This is a genomic window from Aminipila terrae (assembly GCF_010120715.1).
Lineage (GTDB): Bacteria > Bacillota > Clostridia > Peptostreptococcales > Anaerovoracaceae > Aminipila > Aminipila terrae.
Map to the genome: position 1 here is coordinate 1254646 of NZ_CP047591.1, position 23099 is coordinate 1277744.

The window sequence follows — 23099 nt, forward strand, 5'->3', positions numbered from 1 at the left end:
TTTTCTTCAAAATATGTTACTACTTTCTGGATTAATAAATGGTTTTGATTTTAAATTTATACCTGCCAGCTGTTAAGGTATTTTTCCTGTTCCGGAGTCAGTTTGTCAATCTCAATGTCCCATGCTTCAAGCTTTCTGTTGGAAACCACATCATCGATTTCTGCAGATACGTCAATTACACCCTTTTTTAAATTCTTATAATTGTCTTTAATGTATAGAGCGGATAATGTCTGTACCGCAAAACTCATATCCATAATTTCTGCAGGATGCCCGTCAGCTGCTGCGATATTTACCAGTCTGCCTTCAGCTATGACATTCACCATTCTGCCATTATTAAGTTTATAACCCATAATATTCTTTCTTGTTTCCATCTTTTCCACTGCTGCTGCTTCCAGACCTGCCATGTCAATCTCGCAGTCGAAATGTCCAGCGTTTGTCAGGATTGCTCTATCCTTCATTGTCAGCATATGCTCTACAGTTATAGTATGATTACAGCCTGTAGCAGATACAAAAATATCACCCAAAGGAGCTGCCTTTGCCATAGTCATTACACTATATCCGTCCATACGTGCCTCAATAGCCTTTACAGGATTAATCTCTGTGACAATTACATTTGCCCCCATAGCTGCTGCTCTCATAGCAATACCTCTTGAGCACCATCCATATCCAGCAACAACAACTGTTTTCCCTGCCACAATCAGGTTTGTATTAGTCATAATACTAGCCCAGACAGATTGACCTGTACCGTATCTGTTATCAAATAGGTGTTTGCACTGGGCATCGTTTACAGCTACCATCGGGAACTTAAGTACCCCTTCACGTTCCATAGCCTTCAGTCTGATCACACCTGTGGTGGTTTCTTCACATCCGCCCCAGACTTCTTCTGCCAGATCAGTTCTTTTTCCGTGAACCATACCAACAAGGTCTCCCCCATCATCTATAATAATATTGGGTTTATGTTCAAGACACATTTCAATATGTCTTTCGTATTCTTCAGCTGTAGCACCATGATAGGCATATACCATAAGACCATCTTCAACAAGAGCTGCTGCAATATCATCCTGGGTGGATAGAATATTACTGCCTGTTACAGACATTTGTGCTCCTCCTGCTGCCAGTACTTTACAAAGATATGCGGTTTTGGCTTCCAGATGCACTGAAAGGGATATTTTAATGCCTTCAAAAGGTTTTGTTTTTACAAACTCTTCCTCAAAACCTCTGAGCAGAGGCATGTTATTTTTAACCCATTCAATTTTCTGGTGACCGGACGGTGCCAAAGCAATGTCTCGGATTTCATATTTCTTCATTTTGGTATTTCTCCTTTTATTGTGTTTTATCTTTATCAGTTTTATATAAACCTTCTGTTAAAGGTTCTGATGTATCGCAATGACCCATCAGGGTTTCTGCCTTTTTACCATCTACTAAAAACTGTACTTGTTTTATTTCATGAAAACTATTTGTAAGTGTTTCAACAATCTGACTTATAAAGATTGATTCTTCTAAAGACCCACCCCCATCTTTAAGATTCTTTCCAATTAAATCTACATAAGCAGTTCCGTCTTTGCAGGTAATATTGTGTATACCAAACTTTTCAGTAACCAGTGTGTTGGCATTTTTCAAAGCCTCAGGTACCTGCCACAGGTGGGTAATTGCTTCCGTGTATGCATAGGAAGCGGCTTCTTCATCAGTCATTCCTTTTGGAGTTTTTTCCGGTACATAGATGGAAATCCCATCATATTCTACCAGCGCCCCTTTACTTTCATCCCCGTTAACAATAAAGTCACTATTTGCATAATAAAGTTTTAATTGCTTGTTTACCTGCTGTTCCTCTGCTTTCTTATGGCCGCAGCCGGATAATCCCATGACTGATGTTACAATCAGAACTGCCCCCATGGTAAAACAGAATATTCTCCACATCAATTTATCCAATTTCCAGTTTTGTCTTTCTCCCATTTCTGGCCCCCCTTAGTAATTAACCGCCGGTCTTGATTTATCATAAACCTTATTTACATCAAAGTAATACTGGTTCAGGAACTCCGGACGTTTCTGCATGGTATAGTCATCTAAATTTACTCTAGGCATAACCATAATATCTTTATAAAATATCGTTTTTCTGCTGATATCTACCGGACAAAATATCTTATATCCACTATCAGCAATGTACCTATGTATTGGATTTTTATTGTTCCAATGCCATCCGAAAGGGGATATGTATATGTTTGTTTCCCCTACCCATGGAGCAATCTTCTGCTTCCATCTGTCTGTGTCATACTTCATCTGAGCCATGGTAACTTTACCAGTCCTGAAATATCCATTATGGGTATAACTATGGCAGGCAAAAAGCCATCCTTCTGCTTTCAGGTTATCTGCCACAGCTTTCACTTCCTGCTGCCATTTTGGTTCTTCTGGCAGCCCGTCTGTAATCCGATATCCTAATGCACCCTGATACCCTGTAAGGGCAATAACACCTTTCGTACCTTTCCAGGAAAAGTCTGGATATTTTGCAACAAAATCATCCAGAATAGGCATTACATCCCCATCACGGGTTATTTTTGTTTCTCCCTGCGGAGTAATAACCTCCGTCCACACCCGTTTGTCCGGACCAATGACCAACCGGTTAGCAAAACCATCTGGTTTCATGTAATCATAATAGTTTACATCATCAATGGAAATAACTAATGGTTTCTTCCCTTTAGGCAAATAAATGTCCTTAGGCGATACGGTTCCATCTCCTGCAACGGTAATGGTCTCATTCAATGGATAAAGAACATATCCTCTTTTATAAAGTTCCGGGAGCATGGCTTTAAACTCTTTAACAGTAGTCATCCACATATTATAGCCTTGTGCCGGATGTCCTTTGTTATCAAAAGCAAGTTCGGGATATATAATCAGGCTGTGAAAAAAAACATGCTCCACTACGCCATTATATTTCACTAAAGACTCTTTTTGATGCTTTATATCAGCCATTTTCAATTGAATTGCATCACCAGTAGTGCTCTGATCCATTAAATCAGATTCCCTTTGCAGAACCCCCAATGCTTCATCATAAAAATAACCTAATGCCAGCTTATCCGCTTCAGCTATTACAGTACTCTTCTCATCTGTATTATTCTGAGCTGAAGCCTTAATATCCTGACCCATAGCACTCTTAGCTATTATTATAGCCAGAGCCACTACTACGATACTTCCTACAGCCACAGCCAGCTTCAAGTATTTGCTTCGCTGTTTGTCGCTGTCCCATTTAATAATCCCCACGACTACACCCTCTAACTTAATCCCACACTTCTACATTTTAAATGTAATATTGTAACGATATCAATAATTATTATACTATAAAATCTCAAAGCCTTGTTAATAAATTTTATAACATATTAATAAATCTATGCCTTTATCCCCCTACCCTTATTCATTATAAAATTTACCTGCAGATATTTTATATCTCTTTTCATCGTCGGGTTTAAGTATAGAGATTTCTTTCCATTCATCATTTTCTTTTACGTATTCATGTAATAAAACATCATCCCCATTTGTCAGCCGTACGAAATCAAACCGATATTGATTAACTGAATTGCTGGCATACACTTTGATGTAATTATTCTGCTCTTCTGTATGGTTAATTTTTAAATTCATACCATACCAGTTATTATATATGATGTCTATCATCACATCATAGAAATAATCCCATCCATGCAAAGGATGGCAAAGATATATTTCCGGCAGATAATCCACGGACTTTATCTTCCATCCCTGGTTTTGATCATATTCTGTTGCAATGATTCCATAATAATATTCAAAATAATTAGGCTGGTCTAAATCAGTTTTCCCGTTTTTCTTCTCTTTATATCCTTTCAGGACTTCAATTTCAGTAAAGTAATATTTAATGTTGTCAGGAGTACCCGCAGGTTTAAATGCCGGTTCCAGGTGTACTAAGTTAATAGTTCCTGTTCCTCTGAATGAATTCTTAAACTCTTTTAAGCTTACTTTTTCTTTAAATTCATGGGAGAATAACTGGTATGCATAGGGATAAGGTATATCCATCCACAGAATTGTTCCACAGCCTCCAGTATAGCCCTTCATATTTGCAGCACTTTTAAGAATAGCGTAATACGCCTCTATAAGATCTTCCGGTGACTGATAGATTGCCGGAAATCCTTCTGCAATATATGGAGGGACTTTGTCTTCATCCTTTGGGGCAAAAGTGTACTTTAGCTTTATTGCAGGTAATTTAGACGGCCTTTGAAATCTCTCCTCCAATTCATAGGAGTCATCATTGTTTAACCCCGTTGTTGTTTCTTCGCTGACCTGCTCCATTTCTGTGTGAATAAATCCACCGGCAACTATAATACTTTTATCCCAATGAACTGCCCTTACGGTCAAGGCTGCAACTAATATTAAAACCATTATTATCCCACACAGAATAATTTTTTTCAGACTCTTTTTATAAACAGGCATTTTATCACCTCCTCTTTAACTATAATTAGAGAAAGTAAATTAATTCCAAAAAAAACCAGGAAATAAAAATCTCCTGGTTTATTTTTTAACTTATATATTTTCTTTAAAAGTTTTTACTATTCAACCGTTACACTCTTAGCCAGATTTTTTGGTTTATCAATATCACAGCCTCTTTCTTTGGCTATATAATAAGCTAAAATCTGCAGAGGCACTACAGAAAGCAGTGGCGAAACTTCATCCATGCAGTCAGGAATATAAATGACCCTGTCTGCCTGCTTTTCGATTTCCTTGTTGCCTTCTTTTGCAATACCTATTACATAAGCACCTCTTGCCTTAACTTCCTGTATATTGGAAAGCATCTTCTCATAGAGTTTATCCTGAGTGGCAAGAGCAATTACAAGGGTATCCTTCTCTATTAGAGCAATAGTACCATGCTTCAGTTCTCCTGCTGCAATAGCAAAAGAATTTATGTATGAGATTTCTTTCAGTTTCAAAGAACCTTCGTAAGAAACACCTGCATCTGCCCCTCTTCCAATAAAGAATACCTGCTCTTTTTTATACAGTTCTTTCGCTAAATCGTGTATTGACGATTCACTTTTTAGTAATTCTGTTAATTTATCTGGGATGTCTTGAAGCTCAGACATATACTGATTATATTTTTCATCAGAAATAACTTCCTTTTTACGCCCCATATAAAGTCCGATCAGGTACATACACATCAGCTGGGTTGTATAAGCTTTCGTTGAAGCAACTGCGATTTCAGGACCTGCCCAGGTATAGAATACATCATCTGATTCCCGTGCTACTGAGCTGCCTACTACATTGACTACAGACAGTATTCTGGCCCCTTTCCTCTTTGCCTCTCTTAGTGCAGCAAGTGTATCCAGCGTTTCACCAGACTGGCTGATAGCAATGAAAAGTGTTTTATCATCAACAAATGGGTCTCTGTATCTGAATTCAGAAGCCACATCAATCTCCACCGGAATCTTTGCCAGACTTTCAATGGCAAATTTGCCTACTAACCCTGCATGATAAGCTGTCCCGCAGGCAACGATAAAAACTTTATTGAAGTTTTCGATATCTTCTTTTGTCATGTTGATTCCATCTAGCTTGATACTTCCATCTTCTTCAATACGTCTGTTCAGAGTTTCATAAAGGCCTTTTGGCTGTTCATGAATTTCTTTCAGCATGAAGTGGTCGTAGCCTTCCTTTTCAGCAGCTTCTGCATCCCATGTTACATGGAAGACTTCACGTTTTACTTCTTTATGATCTTCATTATAAATCTTTACGTTATCCGCTGTAACGACTACCGTTTCATTATTTTCAATCAAATAGATTTTTCTCACATGTTTTAAAAGTGCAGGGATATCCGATGCAATGAAGTTGCATCCTTCCCCAAGTCCAGCAATAAGTGGAGCATCTTTTCTTACTGCAACAATTTTATCTGGCTCTGCTGCTGCAACAACTCCGATTGCATAGGCTCCCCGCATCTTTGCTACAGCCTTAAAAACAGCATTCTCCAGATCTCCGTCATAATAAATACCGATTAAATGTGCGATTACTTCTGTATCTGTTTCTGATTTAAATTTTATTCCATATTCCTGCGCCAGCCATTCTTTGATTTCTACATAGTTCTCAATGATTCCATTATGTACAACCGCGATGGACTCATCACAATTACAGTGAGGGTGTGCATTTAAATCAGAAGGAGCGCCATGAGTAGCCCACCTTGTATGGCCTATACCGATGTTACCGTTTAAAGTTTCACCTTCCATTAGCTTTTCAAGATTTGCTATTCTTCCCACGTGTTTTCTGACTTCAAGCCTGCCTCCAATATTCAGGGCAATGCCGGATGAGTCATAGCCTCTGTATTCTAACTTTTTTAATCCGTCAATAATAATATCTTTCGCATCTTTTACATTGCGCTTGCCCACATAGCCTACTATTCCACACATATTTGTATCCTCCTATCCCAATCTTTTCGTTATCAGGAGCGCCAGCTCCTGAGCTAATTTTGTTATGGCATCGATGTCCTTTCCTTCAATCATAACTCTTACAAGAGGTTCTGTTCCTGAAGGCCTGATTAGGACCCTTCCTTCTCCTGCCATCAATTCCTCAACCCTTGCAATTTCTGCACTCACTTCAGGGTCTTCCATATATTTTTTCTTATTTTCATTTTTGATACTGGCATTCTTTAATACTTGCGGATAAATGGTAATTTCATCTGACATTACAGATGGTTTCTTTCCACTGGCCTGAACGGCCTTGACAAGTTGTAATGCAGATAATATTCCATCTCCAGTAGTTGTATAATTTAAGAAGATAATATGTCCTGACTGTTCTCCTCCTATGACACCACCGGTCTTCAGCATACTTTCCAGAACGTATCGGTCTCCGACCTGTGTTACTTCCACATTACATCCCATTTCTTTTACAGCCTTATGGAATCCTAAATTACTCATAACAGTGGCGGTTACTTTATCTTTTACCAGAAGCCCTCTGTCTTTAAGCATCTTTGCGCACATTACAATAGTTTTATCTCCATCAATAATGCGGCCAAGCTCATCAACAGCTATCAATCTGTCTGCATCTCCATCAAAAGCAAGACCCAGATCAGCTTTCTCTGCCAGTACACGGGCCTGTAATTTTTCCGGATGGGTGGAGCCACATCCGGCGTTGATATTTATGCCATCAGGAGAATTAGCTATTACTATAACCTTTGCACCAAGATTGCTGAACACCTTTTCTGCAGCTTTATAAGAAGCTCCATTTGCACAGTCCAGAACAATCTTCATACCATCCAGTCTGATATCAATGGTGCTTTCCAGAAATTTAACGTATAAATCCAGTGCATCATCTTCTGCTGCCAGACATCTGCCTAATCTGTCTCCTGTAATATGACTGTTGATATCTATGTTTCTGATAATCAGGTCTTCAATCTGTTCCTCTAAATCATCATCCAGTTTAAATCCCTCTTCATTAAAAAATTTAATGCCATTATACTCAAAAGTATTATGTGATGCTGATATGACAACTCCTGCAGTTGCTTTATAATACCTTACAAGATATGCAACAGCTGGTGTAGGTAATACTCCTACCTTGATAACATTTCCTCCCATTGCAAGAATTCCTGCGCTTAGCGCATCTTCTAACATGTCTCCTGATATTCTTGTATCTTTACCAATCAGAACAACTGGCCTCTGCTCTTCTTTGCTAAGTACATAAGCACCTGCTTTACCAAGATTAAATGCCAGTTCCGGAGTCAGCTCTGAGTTTGCCACGCCTCTTACTCCGTCAGTTCCAAACAATCTGCCCATTAAAATGATCCTCCTAAATTATGTATTTAAAAAGTGGCTTCACCACTTCCTCTAGCTCCCTAAAATTCCTTTGGGTGGCTGCAAGCAGCCTGAGGGCAATGCCTCTGTGAATGAGAGGTATCCCCGCTGCACTCTCTTTTTATTTCCTATTGTATAAAAATACGAAAAACGAGGTTATACAGCCTCGTTAATCGTTATATGAATTTCGCCAGGTGTTACTGAAATATCAGATACCCCACTCCCTTTTACGACTTTCAGGGGAACGGTATAAATTCCCGCTGCCAGACCGGTTAAATCAATAGAAAGTTTAATGTCTTCTGCCGTAAGTTTTTCCACATCAGCTTCCTTTCCTGAGACCTTAACATTCACACTCTGGGTATTTATGACCAGTGAAAGTTTATCTGCCAGTCCATTTGAAGTAATGCTGCTGCTTGGTATTTCAAATTCTTTTACACTTATACCTTTTATAGCTATGCTGACCGCCACATGTTTAGAATCCTGTGCCAGCATAACACCATGAGGCAGTTTAACGGAAACCGGAATGTCTGTAGTAGCTGTGACACTGCTGATATCAACAGGTGATGCTGTTATTTTATCAACTTTATCCAGATTTTCTTTTAGACCTTTAATCTTAACCTTTTGTGGAACATACATATTAGTAACCTGATATGATTTGTTCACTTCTCCAGTTACATCTACCTGCAGTGGTACTTCTTTTATCTGGTATACAGCCGCTTCAAAATCCGCTGTATCAGAAGACAGCTGAATATTTTTTACTGTTTGTCCCCTTGCGTCTACAGCTGTTAAATCTGCTGTAAAGGATTTAGCTTCTGTAGTAAGTTTTGAAACATCAACAGTTGCATTTACTGATTTTACACTGGCAACTTTTGATTTTGCCCCTTTCACTTCCACTTCTTTTGGTGTAATCTGTGAAACGGTTGCTTCCAGTTTAGGGTCAATGGTCCCGCTGAAAACAACATTCACAGGTTTATATACGGAAACCATTTCTTCAATATTTACAGTCAGCCTATGAGTTTTCTGATCTGCCACACTGATTGAATCCGGCACGGTTACCGTAACCGGGATATCATTTTGTCCTACCCCGTATCCAAATACATCCGCTTTTGCAATGATGTCATTGGCTGAAATTTTTAACACGTCAGAACGGGTCCCCTCTATAACTATATCCATAAAATAATCTTCTTCAGAACTAATGGCAAGACCTCTTTGGTTTAAACTGTCAACATTAACAAGTTTAATAGGCACATTGGGTATTTTAACTTTTGTTGGCGGATTCTCAACAGCTACAACATATACCCATAGGAAAATTGCCAAAAGTATTGACAAAAATTTTGTAAAATTCTTATTTTGCAGCATCGTTCTTTCTCCCCAACATATTGAAAATTGCAGCCAGGCTCTTTACTGCTACATTCTTTTCATCCCCAGTGGCATTTAAAAACAGATTAAGCAGAGTTTTTTCAACCGTCTTAATATCCAGGAATCTGGACAATTTACCATCTACGGCTATAGATATAATCCCTGTTTCTTCCGAAACAATAAGGGTAATGGCATCGGAGTTTTCCGTAATTCCAATCCCTGCTCGGTGTCTGGTGCCAAGTTCTTTTGATAGATTTTTATTCTGTGTTAAAGGCAGTACACATCCAGCTGCATAGATTTTATCTCCCCGGACAATAACTGCTCCGTCATGCAAAGGAGCCCCTTCATAAAAAATATTTCCTAATAATTCTGTAGATATTTCTGCATTCAGAATAGTCCCGGTTTCTGCGATATCTGTTAAAGATGTTTCTCTTTCCAATATGATAAGCGCTCCGACCTTATTGGCTGAAAAGTCGTCAACGGCTCTTATAAACTGTGCTGTAATATTTTTTGCTTTTTCTTTATCAAACTGTCCAAAAGGTGCTTTTACCAATTTACTTCTGCCTACATATTCCAGACCTCTTCTAAGTTCCGGCTGAAATACTATAACTAAAGCCAAAACACCCAATGTCATCGTACCCTTTAAAATCCAGTTTAAGGTATATAGATGAAACTGGTCCGAAGCTAAAGTCGCAAGCACTAAAACAAGCAGACCCTTTACAAGCTGCTCTGCTCTTGACTCCCTTATGAATCCCAGTACTTTATATATTATAAATGCTACAATACAAACATCTATAGCATCTGTAATACTAATACCAGAAACTATACTGCTAATATAATTCTGCATACATTTTCCCCTATTCTATCCCACTTAATTACCCTTTTTCCATTGTACAAAAAAAAAGTAGTATTTTCAATAGTTTACTGGAATTACATTGAACAAAAAATCCGGAGCCCCGCACTCAACATATTGACAGTTCAATTTGTTGTGATACAATATGTTGTGATATAACAATGCAAGGTTCAAAAGGAGAAATAAAAAAATGAAGATTACCAAAAATGCCCGGGCAGTTTTAGAGCGCCGTTACCTTACCCGGGATACCCATGGACAGCTTACTGAAACGGTGGAGGGACTTTTCCGCAGGGTTGCAGATGCCATTGCGGCAGCAGACCTGAATTACAATTCCGCTGCTGATGTACTTACTACGGCGGACCGATTCTATAACATGATGACAGAACTGGATTTTCTGCCAAACTCCCCAACTCTTATGAATGCAGGACGCCCCTTAGGGCAATTATCTGCCTGTTTCGTACTTCCCATACCTGATTCAATGGAAGCTATTTTTGATGGGGTTAAAAATGCAGCTCTTATCCATAAAAGTGGCGGCGGAACTGGATTTTCCTTCTCCCGGCTAAGAATGCAGGGTGCCTCTGTTAATTCAACGGGTGGCGTAGCCAGCGGCCCTGTTTCCTTTATGAAGGTATTTAATGCCGCTACGGAAGCGGTGAAACAGGGTGGAACCCGTCGCGGGGCCAATATGGGCATTCTTCGTGTGGACCACCCAGATATTATGTCTTTTATTACCTGTAAAAATGATAAAAATGAACTTACAAATTTTAATATTTCAGTTGGGATTACGGAGGCTTTCATGAAAGCTGTAGAAAGCGGAAGTCCGTATAACCTGATTGACCCTGGCACTCAGGAAATCACTGGCCAGCTTGACGCCAAAGAAGTGTTTGACACCATTGTAACCTCTGCCTGGCAAACTGGAGAACCAGGAATTATCTTTCTTGACCGTCTTAACAGTAACAACGTGGTTCCCGGTCAGGGTGAAATCGAAGCAACTAATCCCTGTGGGGAACAGCCTCTGCTGCCTTATGAATCCTGTAATTTAGGTTCTATTAACCTTGTGAACCATTTAAAATTAGAAAATGGGTGCTATGTTCTTGATACGGATAAGTTAGCTAAAACCATCCATGATGCCGTACATTTTCTGGATAATGTTATTGATGCCAATGTGTATCCACTGGATGAAATCGAACGTGTTACTAAACTCACACGTAAAATTGGTCTGGGTGTAATGGGTTTTGCAGATATGCTTCTCAAGCTGGGTATCCCCTACAACAGCCATGAGGGGGTTGCCTTAGGAGGCAGAATTATGGAAATGGTAAACACCATCGGCCATGAAGCCAGTATGGAACTGGCAGAGATTAGAGGGGCCTTTCCCCTTTTTGAAGAGAGTATTTTTAAGGAGGGCAAACCTCTGCGCAATGCTACCGTTACTACTATCGCTCCAAATGGGACCTTGTCCATCATCGCAGGGGTATCCTCCGGCATAGAACCAGTGTTTGCTTATGCCTATATCCGTAATGTAATGGATAACACTCACCTGATAGAAATTAATGAGACCCTTAAGGCCAGGCTCACAGATGAAAATCTGTATTCTGACCAAATCATGGAGGAGGTTGCGGAACACGGTACCCTGGCTGATTCATCAGCTCTTCCTGAGGCCCTGAAGAAAGTTTTTGTATGTGCCCATGATGTATCTCCATCCTGGCATGTGAAAATGCAGGCAGAATTTCAGAAACATACAGACAATGCGGTGTCTAAAACAGTAAACTTCTCAAATACTGCTACAAAACAAGATGTAGCTGAGGTTTACCAGCTGGCTTATTCACTTGGCTGTAAGGGTACCACCATTTACCGGGACGGTTCCAGAGATGGACAGGTACTGAATATTGGTAAAGTCAATGATAAAGATCACACAAAAGAAAATCTCTGCGAAAGTTGTACCGTTAAACAGGGAATCATCACTCCCCGTACACGCCCGGATATCACCAGTGGCTTTACAGAGAAGGTAAAGATTGGCTGCGGTAATTTATATATTACAGTAAATTATGATGAAAATGGTATCTGTGAAGTCTTTACCAATACGGGGCGTACTGGCGGTTGTCCCTCTCAATCCGAAGCCACTGCACGTCTGGTATCCATCGCATTACGCAGCGGCATCAGCAGTGAAGCTTTAGTGGAACAGCTTAAAGGCATTCGTTGTCCTTCGACCATCCGTCAGAAAGGAATGAATGTTACCTCCTGCCCTGACGCCATTGCCAAGGCTATTGAAAAAGGGGTTAAATCATCAAACACATGTGCTGTAGCTTTATCAGAGACACCCCCTGAAGCCACCACCATACCTGCAGTTTCCTCGGTGGAAATCCTGCATGCCAGGTACTGTCCTGAATGTGGCAGTGAACTGGAACATGAAGGTGGCTGCGTTACATGCCGTAATTGTGGTTATTCCAAGTGCGGTTAGTTTACATGAAATCTTTTATACGGTTGGTACTACCGTAATTATGATTTTTACTTAAATCCCGGTAGCTTTTTGCATCTTTATCCATTAGTTTTGACACATTATTAGCTTTTTTATTAAAATGGCTACCATAAAGTTTCAACTTTCATAAAATACGGTAGCTTTGGTCCAAAATGCTACCGAAGATTTTGTTTTTTATAATTATGAGAGCAAAAAATTTATTCTCTTATATTGCGTTGCTGCGCTTCGTCAAATTAAAAACTTTAGTCATAAAGCCCCAGCAAATTGGCATTTGTTAAAACATATATTTATGTCTTTAACTTTCCTATTGGGAATTTAGTGGTATGAATTTGGCCGTCTAATCCTCCAAATTAGCATAAAAAATAGGGTTGTTGCAAAATATCAGCGATTTTGCAACAACCCCATAAATCTCATATATTCATCTAATATACAGTTTCTATCAGACCGTAGTCTCCACTCTTTCTTTTATATACTACATTTACAGATTCACTCTCCATATTCATAAATACGAAGAAGGAATGACCTAATAACTCCATTTGCAAAATAGCTTCCTCAACGTTCATCGGACAAATTTCCATTTTTTTCTTTTTGACAACAGTCATTTCTTCCGGCTCGTTGTTATAATCTGGAATCTCAGCAAATTTAAAACCTTTGTTGTCCTTATGTTTTTTTTGCAGCTTTGTTTTAAACCTTGACATTTGTGACGATAGTTTATCAACAACTCCATCAATCGCATCATAAGCAACATCCGCAGATTCCTCTGCCCTGAAAATGGTTCCCCCTGCATTTATAGTTGCTTCTATTTTCTGTTTATCTTTTTCTGCAGAAACCATTACGTTAGCTACGATATCATTTGAAAAATACTTACTTAACTTATCCAGTTTCTTCTCAATGGTATCCTTAAGATAGTCACTTGAACTTAGGTTCTTACTAGTAATTTTAATCTTCATATAAATGCCCTCCCTTTTTATTGAGTTGTTGGTTACATTATAGCACCTGGATTCGACATTTTCCACAATTTTCTGAAAAAATATATTATAAAATTATTGAGATAAGGCGGATGCTCAGCTGACCTGGTCTTTGACCCCACACTTGCCTTTACCTGACTTTGTCAGAGGACTTACTTCTAAGCTACGCCATGATCACTGCCGCCTTGCGGATCAGCTTACGTGGATCCCTTTGCCCGTAACTGGCCTGGACTTTCAACCACAGACCTGAGCAGCCGCCTTATCTCAATTTATGTAATACCTGATTCAATTATTATTTATTCTAGTTGGCACCTGCCGCCAGAGTCAGCACATATACTTTCTCTGCCCCTGCTTCTTTCAAAAGCCTGCTGCATTCGTCTACCGTACTCCCTGTGGTATATACATCGTCTATCAACAATATACTTTGATGTTCCAGTTTAGGAGAATTTTGTTTTAAACCATAAGAACTTTTTACATTTGCATACCTTTGTTCTGCATTTAATTTATTCATGGGTGCTTTATATTGTTTTCGAACAAGCACTTGATTATTATAGTCTACACCGAGTCCTTTGGCAACCATTTTTGCCATAAGTTCAGATTGATTATACCCACGCTTGACCTGGTTTCTCGGGTGCATGGGCACGGCCATAACCAGATGAAGTTGTAAATGTTCTGGCAAAATTCTGTCCAGCAGGATTTTCCCCAGCTTATCACCCATGTAAGCACATCCATTAAACTTGAATCGGTGCACCATTTCTCTTTCCATAGAACTATATTGCATACATGTAAATCCCTGCTCAAAATAATGCGTATTATTTTGGCAGTTATCACACAGTTCCGGGCCGGAACGAATCTGATCCAGAAGTTTTCTTCCCTCTGTCTCCATCAGTACTTTCCCACATTTAGCACATGTTCTGCCATTGGCCCAGTGTATGGACTCCAGACACTGGTCACACAATGCATAAATTCTGCTGTTATCAATCAGATTTCCGCAGCAAATACAGTAAATGTTTGATGGAAAGATTAAATCTGATAATAGTTTGCCCAGATTAATTATTCTATCCCTGCTTAATTTCATCTCTTTCTCCCCATTAAGAGACTAAATGCCCTGTTAGTTAATTATAGTAGGCTTTTAAGTCTGGCTTTTAGCCCTGTATATCTGTCCATTATCCTGTTATTCTCTACCATGGCGTACATTTTATTCATGGAACCCACCAGCACAACCGCCTGTTTTCCCCTTGTAACGGCAGTATAGAGCAGATTTCTGGTTGCCAGAACTGGCGGGAACCAGGATACAGGCATAATCACAATAGGAAATTCGCTTCCCTGGCTTTTATGAACAGTTACCGCATAAGCCAGTTCCAATTCATCCAGCTGGGCTGCATCATAAGTTACGTATTTATTATCATCGAATACCACGACCACTTCATTAAACTCTTTATCAATGTGATCGATAAACCCAACATCTCCATTGAAAACGCCCTGTCCCTCTGTGAAATCCTCCAGCCGTTTCCATGACATCTGATAATTATTTTTTATCTGCATCACTTTATCGTTCACCCTGAAAGTTTTTTCTCCATATTTCTGTTCTGCCAAATCTTTATCTGGCGGATTCAATACAGCCTGTAATTCTTTATTCAGATTAATGCTACCCAGCATTCCCTTTCTTACAGGGGTAAGAACCTGCATATCTTTCATGGAATCACAATCCTTAAAATATGCAGGAAGTCTTCTTGCACATAGGTCTTTAATGGTGGCCAGCATTTCTTTTTCACCATTTTTTTGAAGAAAAAAGAAATCCTTATCCTTTTCATTACAGTCCGGATTTTCTCCCTTATTAATTTTATGGGCATTTACCACAATCAGGCTCTCTTTTGCCTGCCTGAAGATTTCCGTAAGTTTGACAGAATAAATAGTCTCACTGTCAATCATATCTCTAAGTACGTTTCCTGCTCCAACAGAGGGGAGCTGATCTGAATCTCCAACAAAAATCAGCCTTGTACCAGGTACTATAGCATTCATCAGACCATTCATAAGTAATATATCAATCATGGAAGCTTCGTCTATAATAACTACATCGTAATCCAATGGATTCTCTTCCGTTTTTCCAAACCTCATGATGTCCTCACCCTCAGAGTAATAATATTCAAGAAGCCTGTGTATGGTGGATGCATAATAACCAGAAGTTTCCGTTATACGCTTTGCTGCTCTGCCTGTAGGTGCTGCTATAGCAGTTTTCATACCACTATGTTCCAAAATATTCATTATTGCATTGATAATGGTGGTTTTTCCTGTGCCAGGTCCTCCCGTTATAACAGAAACACCATTTAACAGGGAGCTTTTCACAGCAAATTTTTGATTTTGTGATAATTCCAGATTCTTTTCCTTTTCCGTAATGCCAATAAGGCTGTCCAAATCTGCGTTTATAACTTTCAGGGATGCATTATTCACCGCTAGCAGTCTTTTACACACATTTTGTTCTGCCATAAAGTAAGGCATTAAAAAAACTACGGTTTGCCCCTCTAAAATTTCTATCTGAATATCTCCTTCAAAAGCCATCCCTACTAATACTTCATAAACTGATTCTGTAGATACATCCATAAGCTGTCCGGCTTTTTCACATAACAGGGTCTGGGGTATATAAGTATGACCTTCACCCACATAGTAATTCAAAGTGAACTTAACTCCACTCTGAATACGGCACTCATCATTCTTATCTATGCCTATCTTCCCTGCGATTGCATCTGCTTTTTTAAAACCAATACCGTAAACATCATTTACCAGCTGGTATGGATTCTGGGTTACAATATCAACAGCTGCTTCACCGTACTCCCGATATAAGCGGATGGCACAGCCCGGAGATATATCAAACTGCTGAAGAAACAAGGATACATCCGCCACTGCTCTTTTTTCCTTAAAAGCCTCTCCGATAATAGAAGCTTTTTTCTCTCCTATTCCCTCAACTTCTGATAACCGGTCCGGTTCTTCCTCCATGACTCTCAATGTATCCAGTCCAAACTTTTTAACAATCAATATGGCGGTTTTTTTCCCGATTCCTTTCACGGCACCAGATGCCAGAAAGTTCTCGATTCCCTTGGTTGAGGTAGGCATGATTTCCTTTGCCTCAGTCACATCAAACTGTTCTCCATATACAGGATGTACTTTCCAGCTTCCTGTGAGCTCATAGCATCTTCCTGCGTCAGCAAAAGGCAGATACCCCACAGCTGTAAACGACTCTTCTTCGTTCTCAAATACTGCTATGGTATAACCGTTCTCTTTGTTCTTATAAATTACATCTTCAATTGTCCCACATTTTACCTCAGTCAATGCCATTACTTTTTTCTTTTACTCCCCTACTGCCTTGTATATCTTCCTGTTATCTAAAGTCCAGACCCTGTCAGAAAACTCACCTGGCTGAACCCCTGAAGTGCATCTGCCATATCAAACATTCTTGCATCAATAATGTCCAGATAGTGTAAAATTTCTGCTTCAGGGAACATTGGTTTCTTTGGACTTCCAAACTCCGGCTCATAATGGTGGGTTAATATCATGTGTTCCAGCATAATGGCCTTTTCTCTTGGCATGCCAATTTCTTCCGCAACTTTTTCAATGGTTTTAATTCCCTGGACTAAGTGGCCTAGCATCTGACCTTCAAAAGAATATCCAGTAGAAATACCCAGTTCGTTAGAATCAATCTCATTAAGTTTTTCCATATCATGAAGGATTACACCCGCCGCAACCAGGTCGGCATTTAGATTGGTATACACCTCACACATTCTGTCCCCGTTCATAAGCATTCTTTTTACGTGATATAAAAGTCCTGCCAGCTGTGCGTGATGGTTTTTCTGAGCTGCCGGATAATACATCAGTCTTTCTTTATTTTCTGTTAACAGTTTTATGCATATAGTCTTTAAATGCTGATCTTTCATGTTTTCAGCACGGTTATATATGTATTCATACATATCTTCTGCATGTTCAGGAGCTGCTTTTATTAAATCCACCATTTCAACTGGATCATTTTCAACTTTTCTCCTTATCTTCATAACCCTAAGCTGTTTTAAACCATTCCACTGGGTCACAAGAGCTTTTATTTTTACAATATCTCCATCTTTAATCTCATTGATAGATGGTAATTCAGTATCTGCAACATCCCATTTCTTAGCCGTAACTTCTCCTGTGGAATCTGCCAGCAGTAAATCCAAATACTGTTTCTTATTGGAACCTAATTTTAGCGCTATGGTTTTTATAATAAAAAAGTCAGTGATCTCTTCATCCGTTCTAAGATCAGCAATATAGAATTCTTTCATAAGTCATACCTTTACGACATATTACTGTCGTCCTTTCTTTTCCCACTCTGATTGTCTGTGGGCATCTATAAGTATATACTAAATTGTTTACCAGGTGCAATAAATTGAAAAAACTTTGCTGGAATCAAAAATACTTTTCTTGAAATTTCTCGTACATTATGTATATTTTTTACATTTTTATTATAATATGTAATCAAGATTTAGTCAATATATCCTTATGGTAAAATGTACGCACTATTTAATTTAACATGCATAAAAGCGGTCAGTAATTACATTACCAACCGCTCTCTATTCAAATAATATGCTATTCCAATTCCTCAAGCCACATGGCTGCATCCGCATCACTTGGCATCCTCCAGTCACCACGAGGAGACAGACTGACGGATCCCACCTTTGGTCCATCCGGAATGCAGCTTCTTTTAAACTGCTGGCTGAAAAATCTTTTATAGAAAACCATCAACCACTTCCTGATAAAAGCTTCATCGTACTCCTCTGCAAATACCTGCTTTGCCACATAAAGCAGCTTTGCAGGGGGCATTCCATGCCGCAGGGTATAGAAAATAAAGAAATCATGGAGCACATAAGGTCCCACACTATCTTCTGTTTTTTGTGCAATATCGCCGTTCTCATCAGGAGGCAGAAGTTCTGGAGAAATCGGTGTATCCAGAATGTCCTGAAGAGTCTTTTTCAGCAGGGAGTTATCCAGACTAAACTCCTTATCCTCTGTGTCACCACTAAGAAGATTGTCCATAACCCACTTTACTACAAATTTTACCAGAGTTTTAGGAATTCCTGCATTTACCCCATACATGGACATATGATCTCCGTTGTAAGTGCACCATCCAAGAGCCAGTTCAGACAAATCTCCAGTGCCCACAACAATACCCCCCTCTTTGTTTGAAATATCCATTAAAATCTGGGTTCTTTCACGGGCCTGACAATTTTCGTATGTCAGATCATGAACATTTTTATCCTGCCCAATATCCTCAAAATGCTGAAGCACAGCATCTCCAATAGGAATCTCCCGGATCTCTGCTCCCAGAAGTTCCATAATCTTAAGGGCATTGTTGTATGTTTTTCCTGTAGTCCCAAACCCCGGCATGGTAACAGCTACTATGTCCGATGCGGGTTTTCCAAGAAGTTTATATGTCTGTGCCGTAACCAGCAGGGCAAGGGTAGAGTCTAATCCTCCTGATATGCCCACTACACATTTCTTTGCATGGGAATGTTCAATTCTTTTTGCCAGTCCGGCAGTCTGAATGCTAAAAATCTCATGGCAACTGTCATCCACTACAGCTGGATTAGATGGAACGAAAGGATTCTTCTCATATTTTCTTATAAATTGCATCCCTTCCCCTACCAGAGATACTGGTTCCAGCTCAACCCTGACAAATCCACTCCTGTCACCATATGCAGCAGCACTGTTACTAAAAGTCTGTCCATGACTTCTTTCAAAATGAATCCTCTGGAAGTCTATGTCTCCAGCCACCAGGGTTCCTTCTCTTTCAAAACGCTTACCCTCTGCAACCATAGTCCCATTTTCAGCAATTAAAGTATGTCCGCCGAACACAAGATCTGTAGTGGACTCATTAACTCCTGCAGAAGTGTATATATAACCGCAGTTATTCTTTGCACTTTCAGCCAGAACAATACTTTTCCTGTATTGTGCTTTTCCAACAGTTTCATTGCTTGCCGAAGCATTGAAAATAATGTCTGCTCCATTAAGGGCAAGATGGGTCCCCGGAGTGACAGGCATCCACAAGTCTTCACAAACTTCAATTCCTATACCAAATCCGGCTTTCTCATCTCTGAAAATTAGGTTTCCAAAAGGCACCTCTTCATCAAAAATTCTTACGGACTTTACATCTTTTATGATTTGTGCACCCGGTGCAAACCATCTGTCCTCATAAAATTCTTTATAGTTCGGAATGAACATCTTGGGAACAATACCTTTAATCTTTCCATTTTGGATTAACGCCACACAATTATACAGATTGTTGAAAACCCTAAAATAAAATCCTACTATAGTAACTAGTTTTACATTTTTAGAAGCCTCCACAATTCTTTTCAGTCCTACAAGATTCTGTTCATATAAATGAGGCTGATAAAACAGATCACTGCAAGTATATCCAGTAATGGAAAGCTCCGGAAATAAAGCAAAACCAGCTTTTATTTCTTCACCTGCAGCCAATTTCATAAAATGAATAATTTGGTCCACATTATACTTTGTATTAGCAACTTTTACCTTAGGTGATACCGCAGCCACCCTGACTAAACCCATGTTTGCCATCTTGTTCCCCTCTCAATTAGTTCTTAAATTTTAATAATCTGTCCACTCTTTCCGCAGACATTGGCTTTGCATAATAAAAGCCCTGTGCATAGTCACAATGGACCTGCTTTAACAGCTCAACCTGTTCAATGGTTTCTACGCCTTCACAAATAACATTTAACTGAAGCTGCTCTGCAAGGTTTATAATGGACTGCATAACTTTATATTCACTTTCAGTCGGAATACCATTTTTAAGGAAAGTTCTGTCCAGTTTTATAGTATCCACTTTTAATTGCTGTAATACAGATAAAGAAGAATATCCAGAGCCAAAATCGTCGATAGAAATACCAAATCCCGCATCATGGAGTTCCTTTATTTCTTTGGTTATCACTGCCATTTCCTCCACTGCAATGGTTTCTGTCAGTTCCAGCTCAAGTAAATGAAAGGGAATATCATATTTGCCGGCAATTCCCTTAACTGTCTTTACAAAACTTTCATTTTCAAAATGAAGCCTGGAAAAATTACAGGAAACCTTTACCGGAATGATTCCCTCATTCAGCCATCTTCTGATATTTTTACATGTTTCTTCAAAAATGTACAGGTCCACTTCAATAATAAAGCCGCTTTGTTCAAAGTAAGGCAGAAAATCACCGGGCTGCATAATGCCTTTACTTGGATGTTTCCACCTGATCAAAGCCTCCAGGCCAACAACCTCTTTCGTATAAATATTATATTTAGGCTGGTAATATGGAATAAATTCTTTGTTATAAAAGGCTTTAATCATATCTTTATCTACCAGCTTAAGGGCCTGGATCTTTCTATCCAGACTCTGATCAAAACAAGCTACTATATTTTTATAGGAATCTCTTATGGATGAAAGGGCATGGTTGGCATATTGAAGCATACTATTAGCGTCTTTTCCCGTTTCAATGTCTTCTGGTGTTACAAAATAAGCTCCTACTCTCATAACCATCCTGAAATCACAGACTTTTACTACCCGTTCATTTAAAACCCCTATGACAGTCTCCAATCTGGACTGGAGCTGCTCTTCACTTTTACACCTGATTAAGCACACAAAATGATCCGCCCATAAAGAGCCATACAGCTCCCCCTTCTGGGCATTTTCTGCAAAAACTCCGGCTATTGCACGAAGCACTTCATTACCCGTTTCAAAACCATATATATCATTTAAAAAACGAAATCTGGATATATTCATATGTAAAATCACATAATCTTCATTGCGCCCGTTTTTGTGAAAAATCCGGTCCGCTTCCATACAGAACTTTGCATAATTCCAAGTACCAGTAATCAGATTATAATGCAGTGCTTTTTCCCGTTTTCTCCTCTCCATCATATAAACCAGCATAATTAAAAATACAATAGAAAAAAGTGTCACAGCGATACAAAAAGCAGTATTAGGATTTTTATAAATCCAGTTTCCTAAAGAATTATCTTCTGCCTCTAAAGTTGCTTTAATGGCAAATTGATTCACTTCTTCTGTAGTAATGCTCAGACTGGCTTTATCTAAAATGGATATGAGTTCCTTTGGGGCATTCTTATTGATTCCAAGGCATATTTCCATATTTTCTTCTGAAAGGGGAGAAATTTTTAAATCAGAATAATATCGCTGACCCATCATATAACTGCTCATATAAGCATCTGAATAGGTAGTTCGAGCTTTACCTGAAATTAAAGCGTCATAGCATTCATTTACATTATCAAAATACACGATCTGATTTGAATCTCCAAATTGCCTTAAATTATAATATGGAATATAATTTCTTGGCAGAGCAACTTTATTGCTGTCAGTCTTCTCGTTGGTTACTAATTCAATTGGCAGCCTCATGTATGGTTTTGTAAGCCTTACATTGTATTTTTCTGCCTGCCCATAATCTTTAAAAAAGTTGGTGATAATTAACGCCTGACCTTTTCTGACGGAAGATAATGCTTCCATATAATTATCTTTCTTTATATATTCAAATTTTAGTCCCGTATCCTCTTCAATTCTGCGAAAAAAATAAGCCATGGCACCCTCCATAGTGCCAGTCCTTTTATCATAATAGACTAGTGGAGCCCAATTGGGATCATAAACCACTTTTATATTTCCACTGTTCTTTATAAATTTTCGTTCCCTGTCTGTAAAATTCAGTAATTTTTTACTTTTGGAAAATATATAGGTGTTATATAAATTCTGATTATAATTGGGATCAGATATAAAGATTTTATTTACGGCATCATTTAATTTATCTATTTTCTCCTGTGAATTCTTACAATTTCTGCTCACTACAAAATAAAAGGGATCCGAACTAATCTCATATATAATCTGAGTTCCATCGTTAACCTCAAAATTTGTGCTAAGACCAAGCTCCACTCTTCCTGCAGATAACGCATTGCGCATCATACGCGCTGTTTCAAAATATGTTTTTTTAACAGAAATATTATTTTCTGCACAGAATTTATCCAATAAAAACTCCAGCGTACTGCCCTTCAGTACACCTACTCTGCACCCATTAATGGTGTTAAGATTCCCATAGCTTAACTTTTTGTTTTTTTCATTAGCAATAAGCAGTACGCTGGCCATGCCTGCAGGCATATTGGGATAGCCCAGAAACTGCTGTCTTTCATCAGTTTTTGAAACAAATCCCATCATGTCTATTGTTCCATCCTTTAACCCTTGTATACAATGATCCCAGGTATCAACCACAAAATCATACTGCCAGTCCGTGTACCTTGCAATCTCCTGCAAATATTCATAGTCATATCCCCTGTAATACCCGTCAGAATCCTTCTCATTAACAGATTCCAGCAATGGGTAACCTACCACGATTTTATTTTTACGACTCTCCATGTGCTGTGTAGCAAAAGCAGTGCAAAAAGATGTAGAAACAGAGATTATTATTACTAATATTATTGCTATAATTCTACCTATTCTTTTGTGTGAACTAATAATACACTTTTTTTCTGCTGTGTGCATAAAAGCACCTCCAACTTCCGTTTTAACAGAATGATTGTTCAGCTGCTATTTTTTATTTAATTATATTAAATCCCTAATTTTTTACAAGTAAGTTTGTATTATTTTG

14 protein-coding genes and 1 pseudogene are annotated in these 23099 nt (G+C 38.9%); 1 reads left to right on the forward strand and 14 read right to left on the reverse strand.

Annotation, left to right across the window (positions count from 1 at the left end; all coding sequences use genetic code 11):
* Nucleotides 1–56: 56 nt before the first annotated feature.
* The 8 genes from Ami3637_RS06040 to cdaA form a co-directional block, all read right to left on the reverse strand.
* Nucleotides 57–1307, reverse strand: a complete 1251-nt coding sequence (locus Ami3637_RS06040) for an adenosylhomocysteinase (protein ID WP_162361782.1) — start codon at nt 1305–1307, stop codon at nt 57–59.
* Between the two features lie 16 nt (nt 1308–1323).
* Complete coding sequence (locus tag Ami3637_RS06045; protein WP_162361783.1) at nt 1324–1953, reverse strand: GerMN domain-containing protein; 630 nt, start codon at nt 1951–1953, stop codon at nt 1324–1326.
* A 12-nt stretch (nt 1954–1965) separates the two neighbouring features.
* Nucleotides 1966–3255 (reverse strand): polysaccharide deacetylase family protein, encoded by a 1290-nt coding sequence (locus Ami3637_RS06050; protein WP_162361784.1) that lies wholly within the window; start codon nt 3253–3255, stop codon nt 1966–1968.
* A gap of 147 nt (nt 3256–3402) precedes the next feature.
* A complete protein-coding gene (locus Ami3637_RS06055) occupies nt 3403–4452 on the reverse strand; it encodes a hypothetical protein (RefSeq protein WP_162361785.1) in 1050 nt (349 codons plus the stop codon).
* A gap of 116 nt (nt 4453–4568) precedes the next feature.
* Nucleotides 4569–6407 carry a glutamine--fructose-6-phosphate transaminase (isomerizing) gene (gene glmS / locus Ami3637_RS06060; RefSeq protein ID WP_162361786.1) on the reverse strand — a complete coding sequence of 613 codons (1839 nt, stop codon included), beginning with the start codon at nt 6405–6407 and terminating at the stop codon, nt 4569–4571.
* A gap of 12 nt (nt 6408–6419) precedes the next feature.
* Entirely contained in the window at nt 6420–7769 is a 1350-nt protein-coding gene (glmM, locus tag Ami3637_RS06065; RefSeq protein ID WP_162361787.1) for a phosphoglucosamine mutase, read from the reverse strand.
* Nucleotides 7770–7943: 174 nt separating this feature from the next.
* Nucleotides 7944–9146, reverse strand: coding sequence for a CdaR family protein (locus Ami3637_RS06070; protein WP_162361788.1), 1203 nt, complete (start codon nt 9144–9146; stop codon nt 7944–7946).
* The gene (gene cdaA / locus Ami3637_RS06075) at nt 9133–9993 is read right to left on the reverse strand and encodes a diadenylate cyclase CdaA (protein ID WP_162361789.1); all 861 of its coding nucleotides are present in this window, start codon (nt 9991–9993) and stop codon (nt 9133–9135) included. Before cdaA ends, Ami3637_RS06070 begins: the two co-directional genes overlap by 14 nt.
* Nucleotides 9994–10183: 190 nt before the next feature.
* On the opposite strand from cdaA, the pseudogene Ami3637_RS06080 reads away from it, so the two are divergent.
* Nucleotides 10184–12457: pseudogene (locus tag Ami3637_RS06080) on the forward strand (vitamin B12-dependent ribonucleotide reductase); the annotation flags it as partial.
* Nucleotides 12458–12897: 440 nt separating this feature from the next.
* Here the strand turns inward: Ami3637_RS06080 and hpf are convergent.
* The 6 genes from hpf to Ami3637_RS06110 all read right to left on the reverse strand — a co-directional run bounded on the left by hpf (nt 12898) and on the right by Ami3637_RS06110 (nt 22993).
* Complete coding sequence (hpf, locus tag Ami3637_RS06085; protein ID WP_162361791.1) at nt 12898–13425, reverse strand: ribosome hibernation-promoting factor, HPF/YfiA family; 528 nt, start codon at nt 13423–13425, stop codon at nt 12898–12900.
* Nucleotides 13426–13744: 319 nt separating this feature from the next.
* Nucleotides 13745–14521, reverse strand: a complete 777-nt coding sequence (locus Ami3637_RS06090) for a ComF family protein (protein WP_162361792.1) — start codon at nt 14519–14521, stop codon at nt 13745–13747.
* 41 nt (nt 14522–14562) lie between these two features.
* Nucleotides 14563–16776, reverse strand: a complete 2214-nt coding sequence (gene recD2, locus Ami3637_RS06095) for an SF1B family DNA helicase RecD2 (protein WP_202931095.1) — start codon at nt 16774–16776, stop codon at nt 14563–14565.
* 47 nt (nt 16777–16823) lie between these two features.
* A complete protein-coding gene (locus Ami3637_RS06100; RefSeq protein WP_243158117.1) occupies nt 16824–17750 on the reverse strand; it encodes a 3'-5' exoribonuclease YhaM family protein in 927 nt (308 codons plus the stop codon).
* Between the two features lie 304 nt (nt 17751–18054).
* Nucleotides 18055–20040, reverse strand: a complete 1986-nt coding sequence (locus Ami3637_RS06105) for an NAD(+) synthase (RefSeq protein ID WP_162361793.1) — start codon at nt 20038–20040, stop codon at nt 18055–18057.
* Between the two features lie 16 nt (nt 20041–20056).
* A complete protein-coding gene (locus Ami3637_RS06110) occupies nt 20057–22993 on the reverse strand; it encodes an EAL domain-containing protein (RefSeq protein WP_162361794.1) in 2937 nt (978 codons plus the stop codon).
* Nucleotides 22994–23099: the final 106 nt, after the last annotated feature.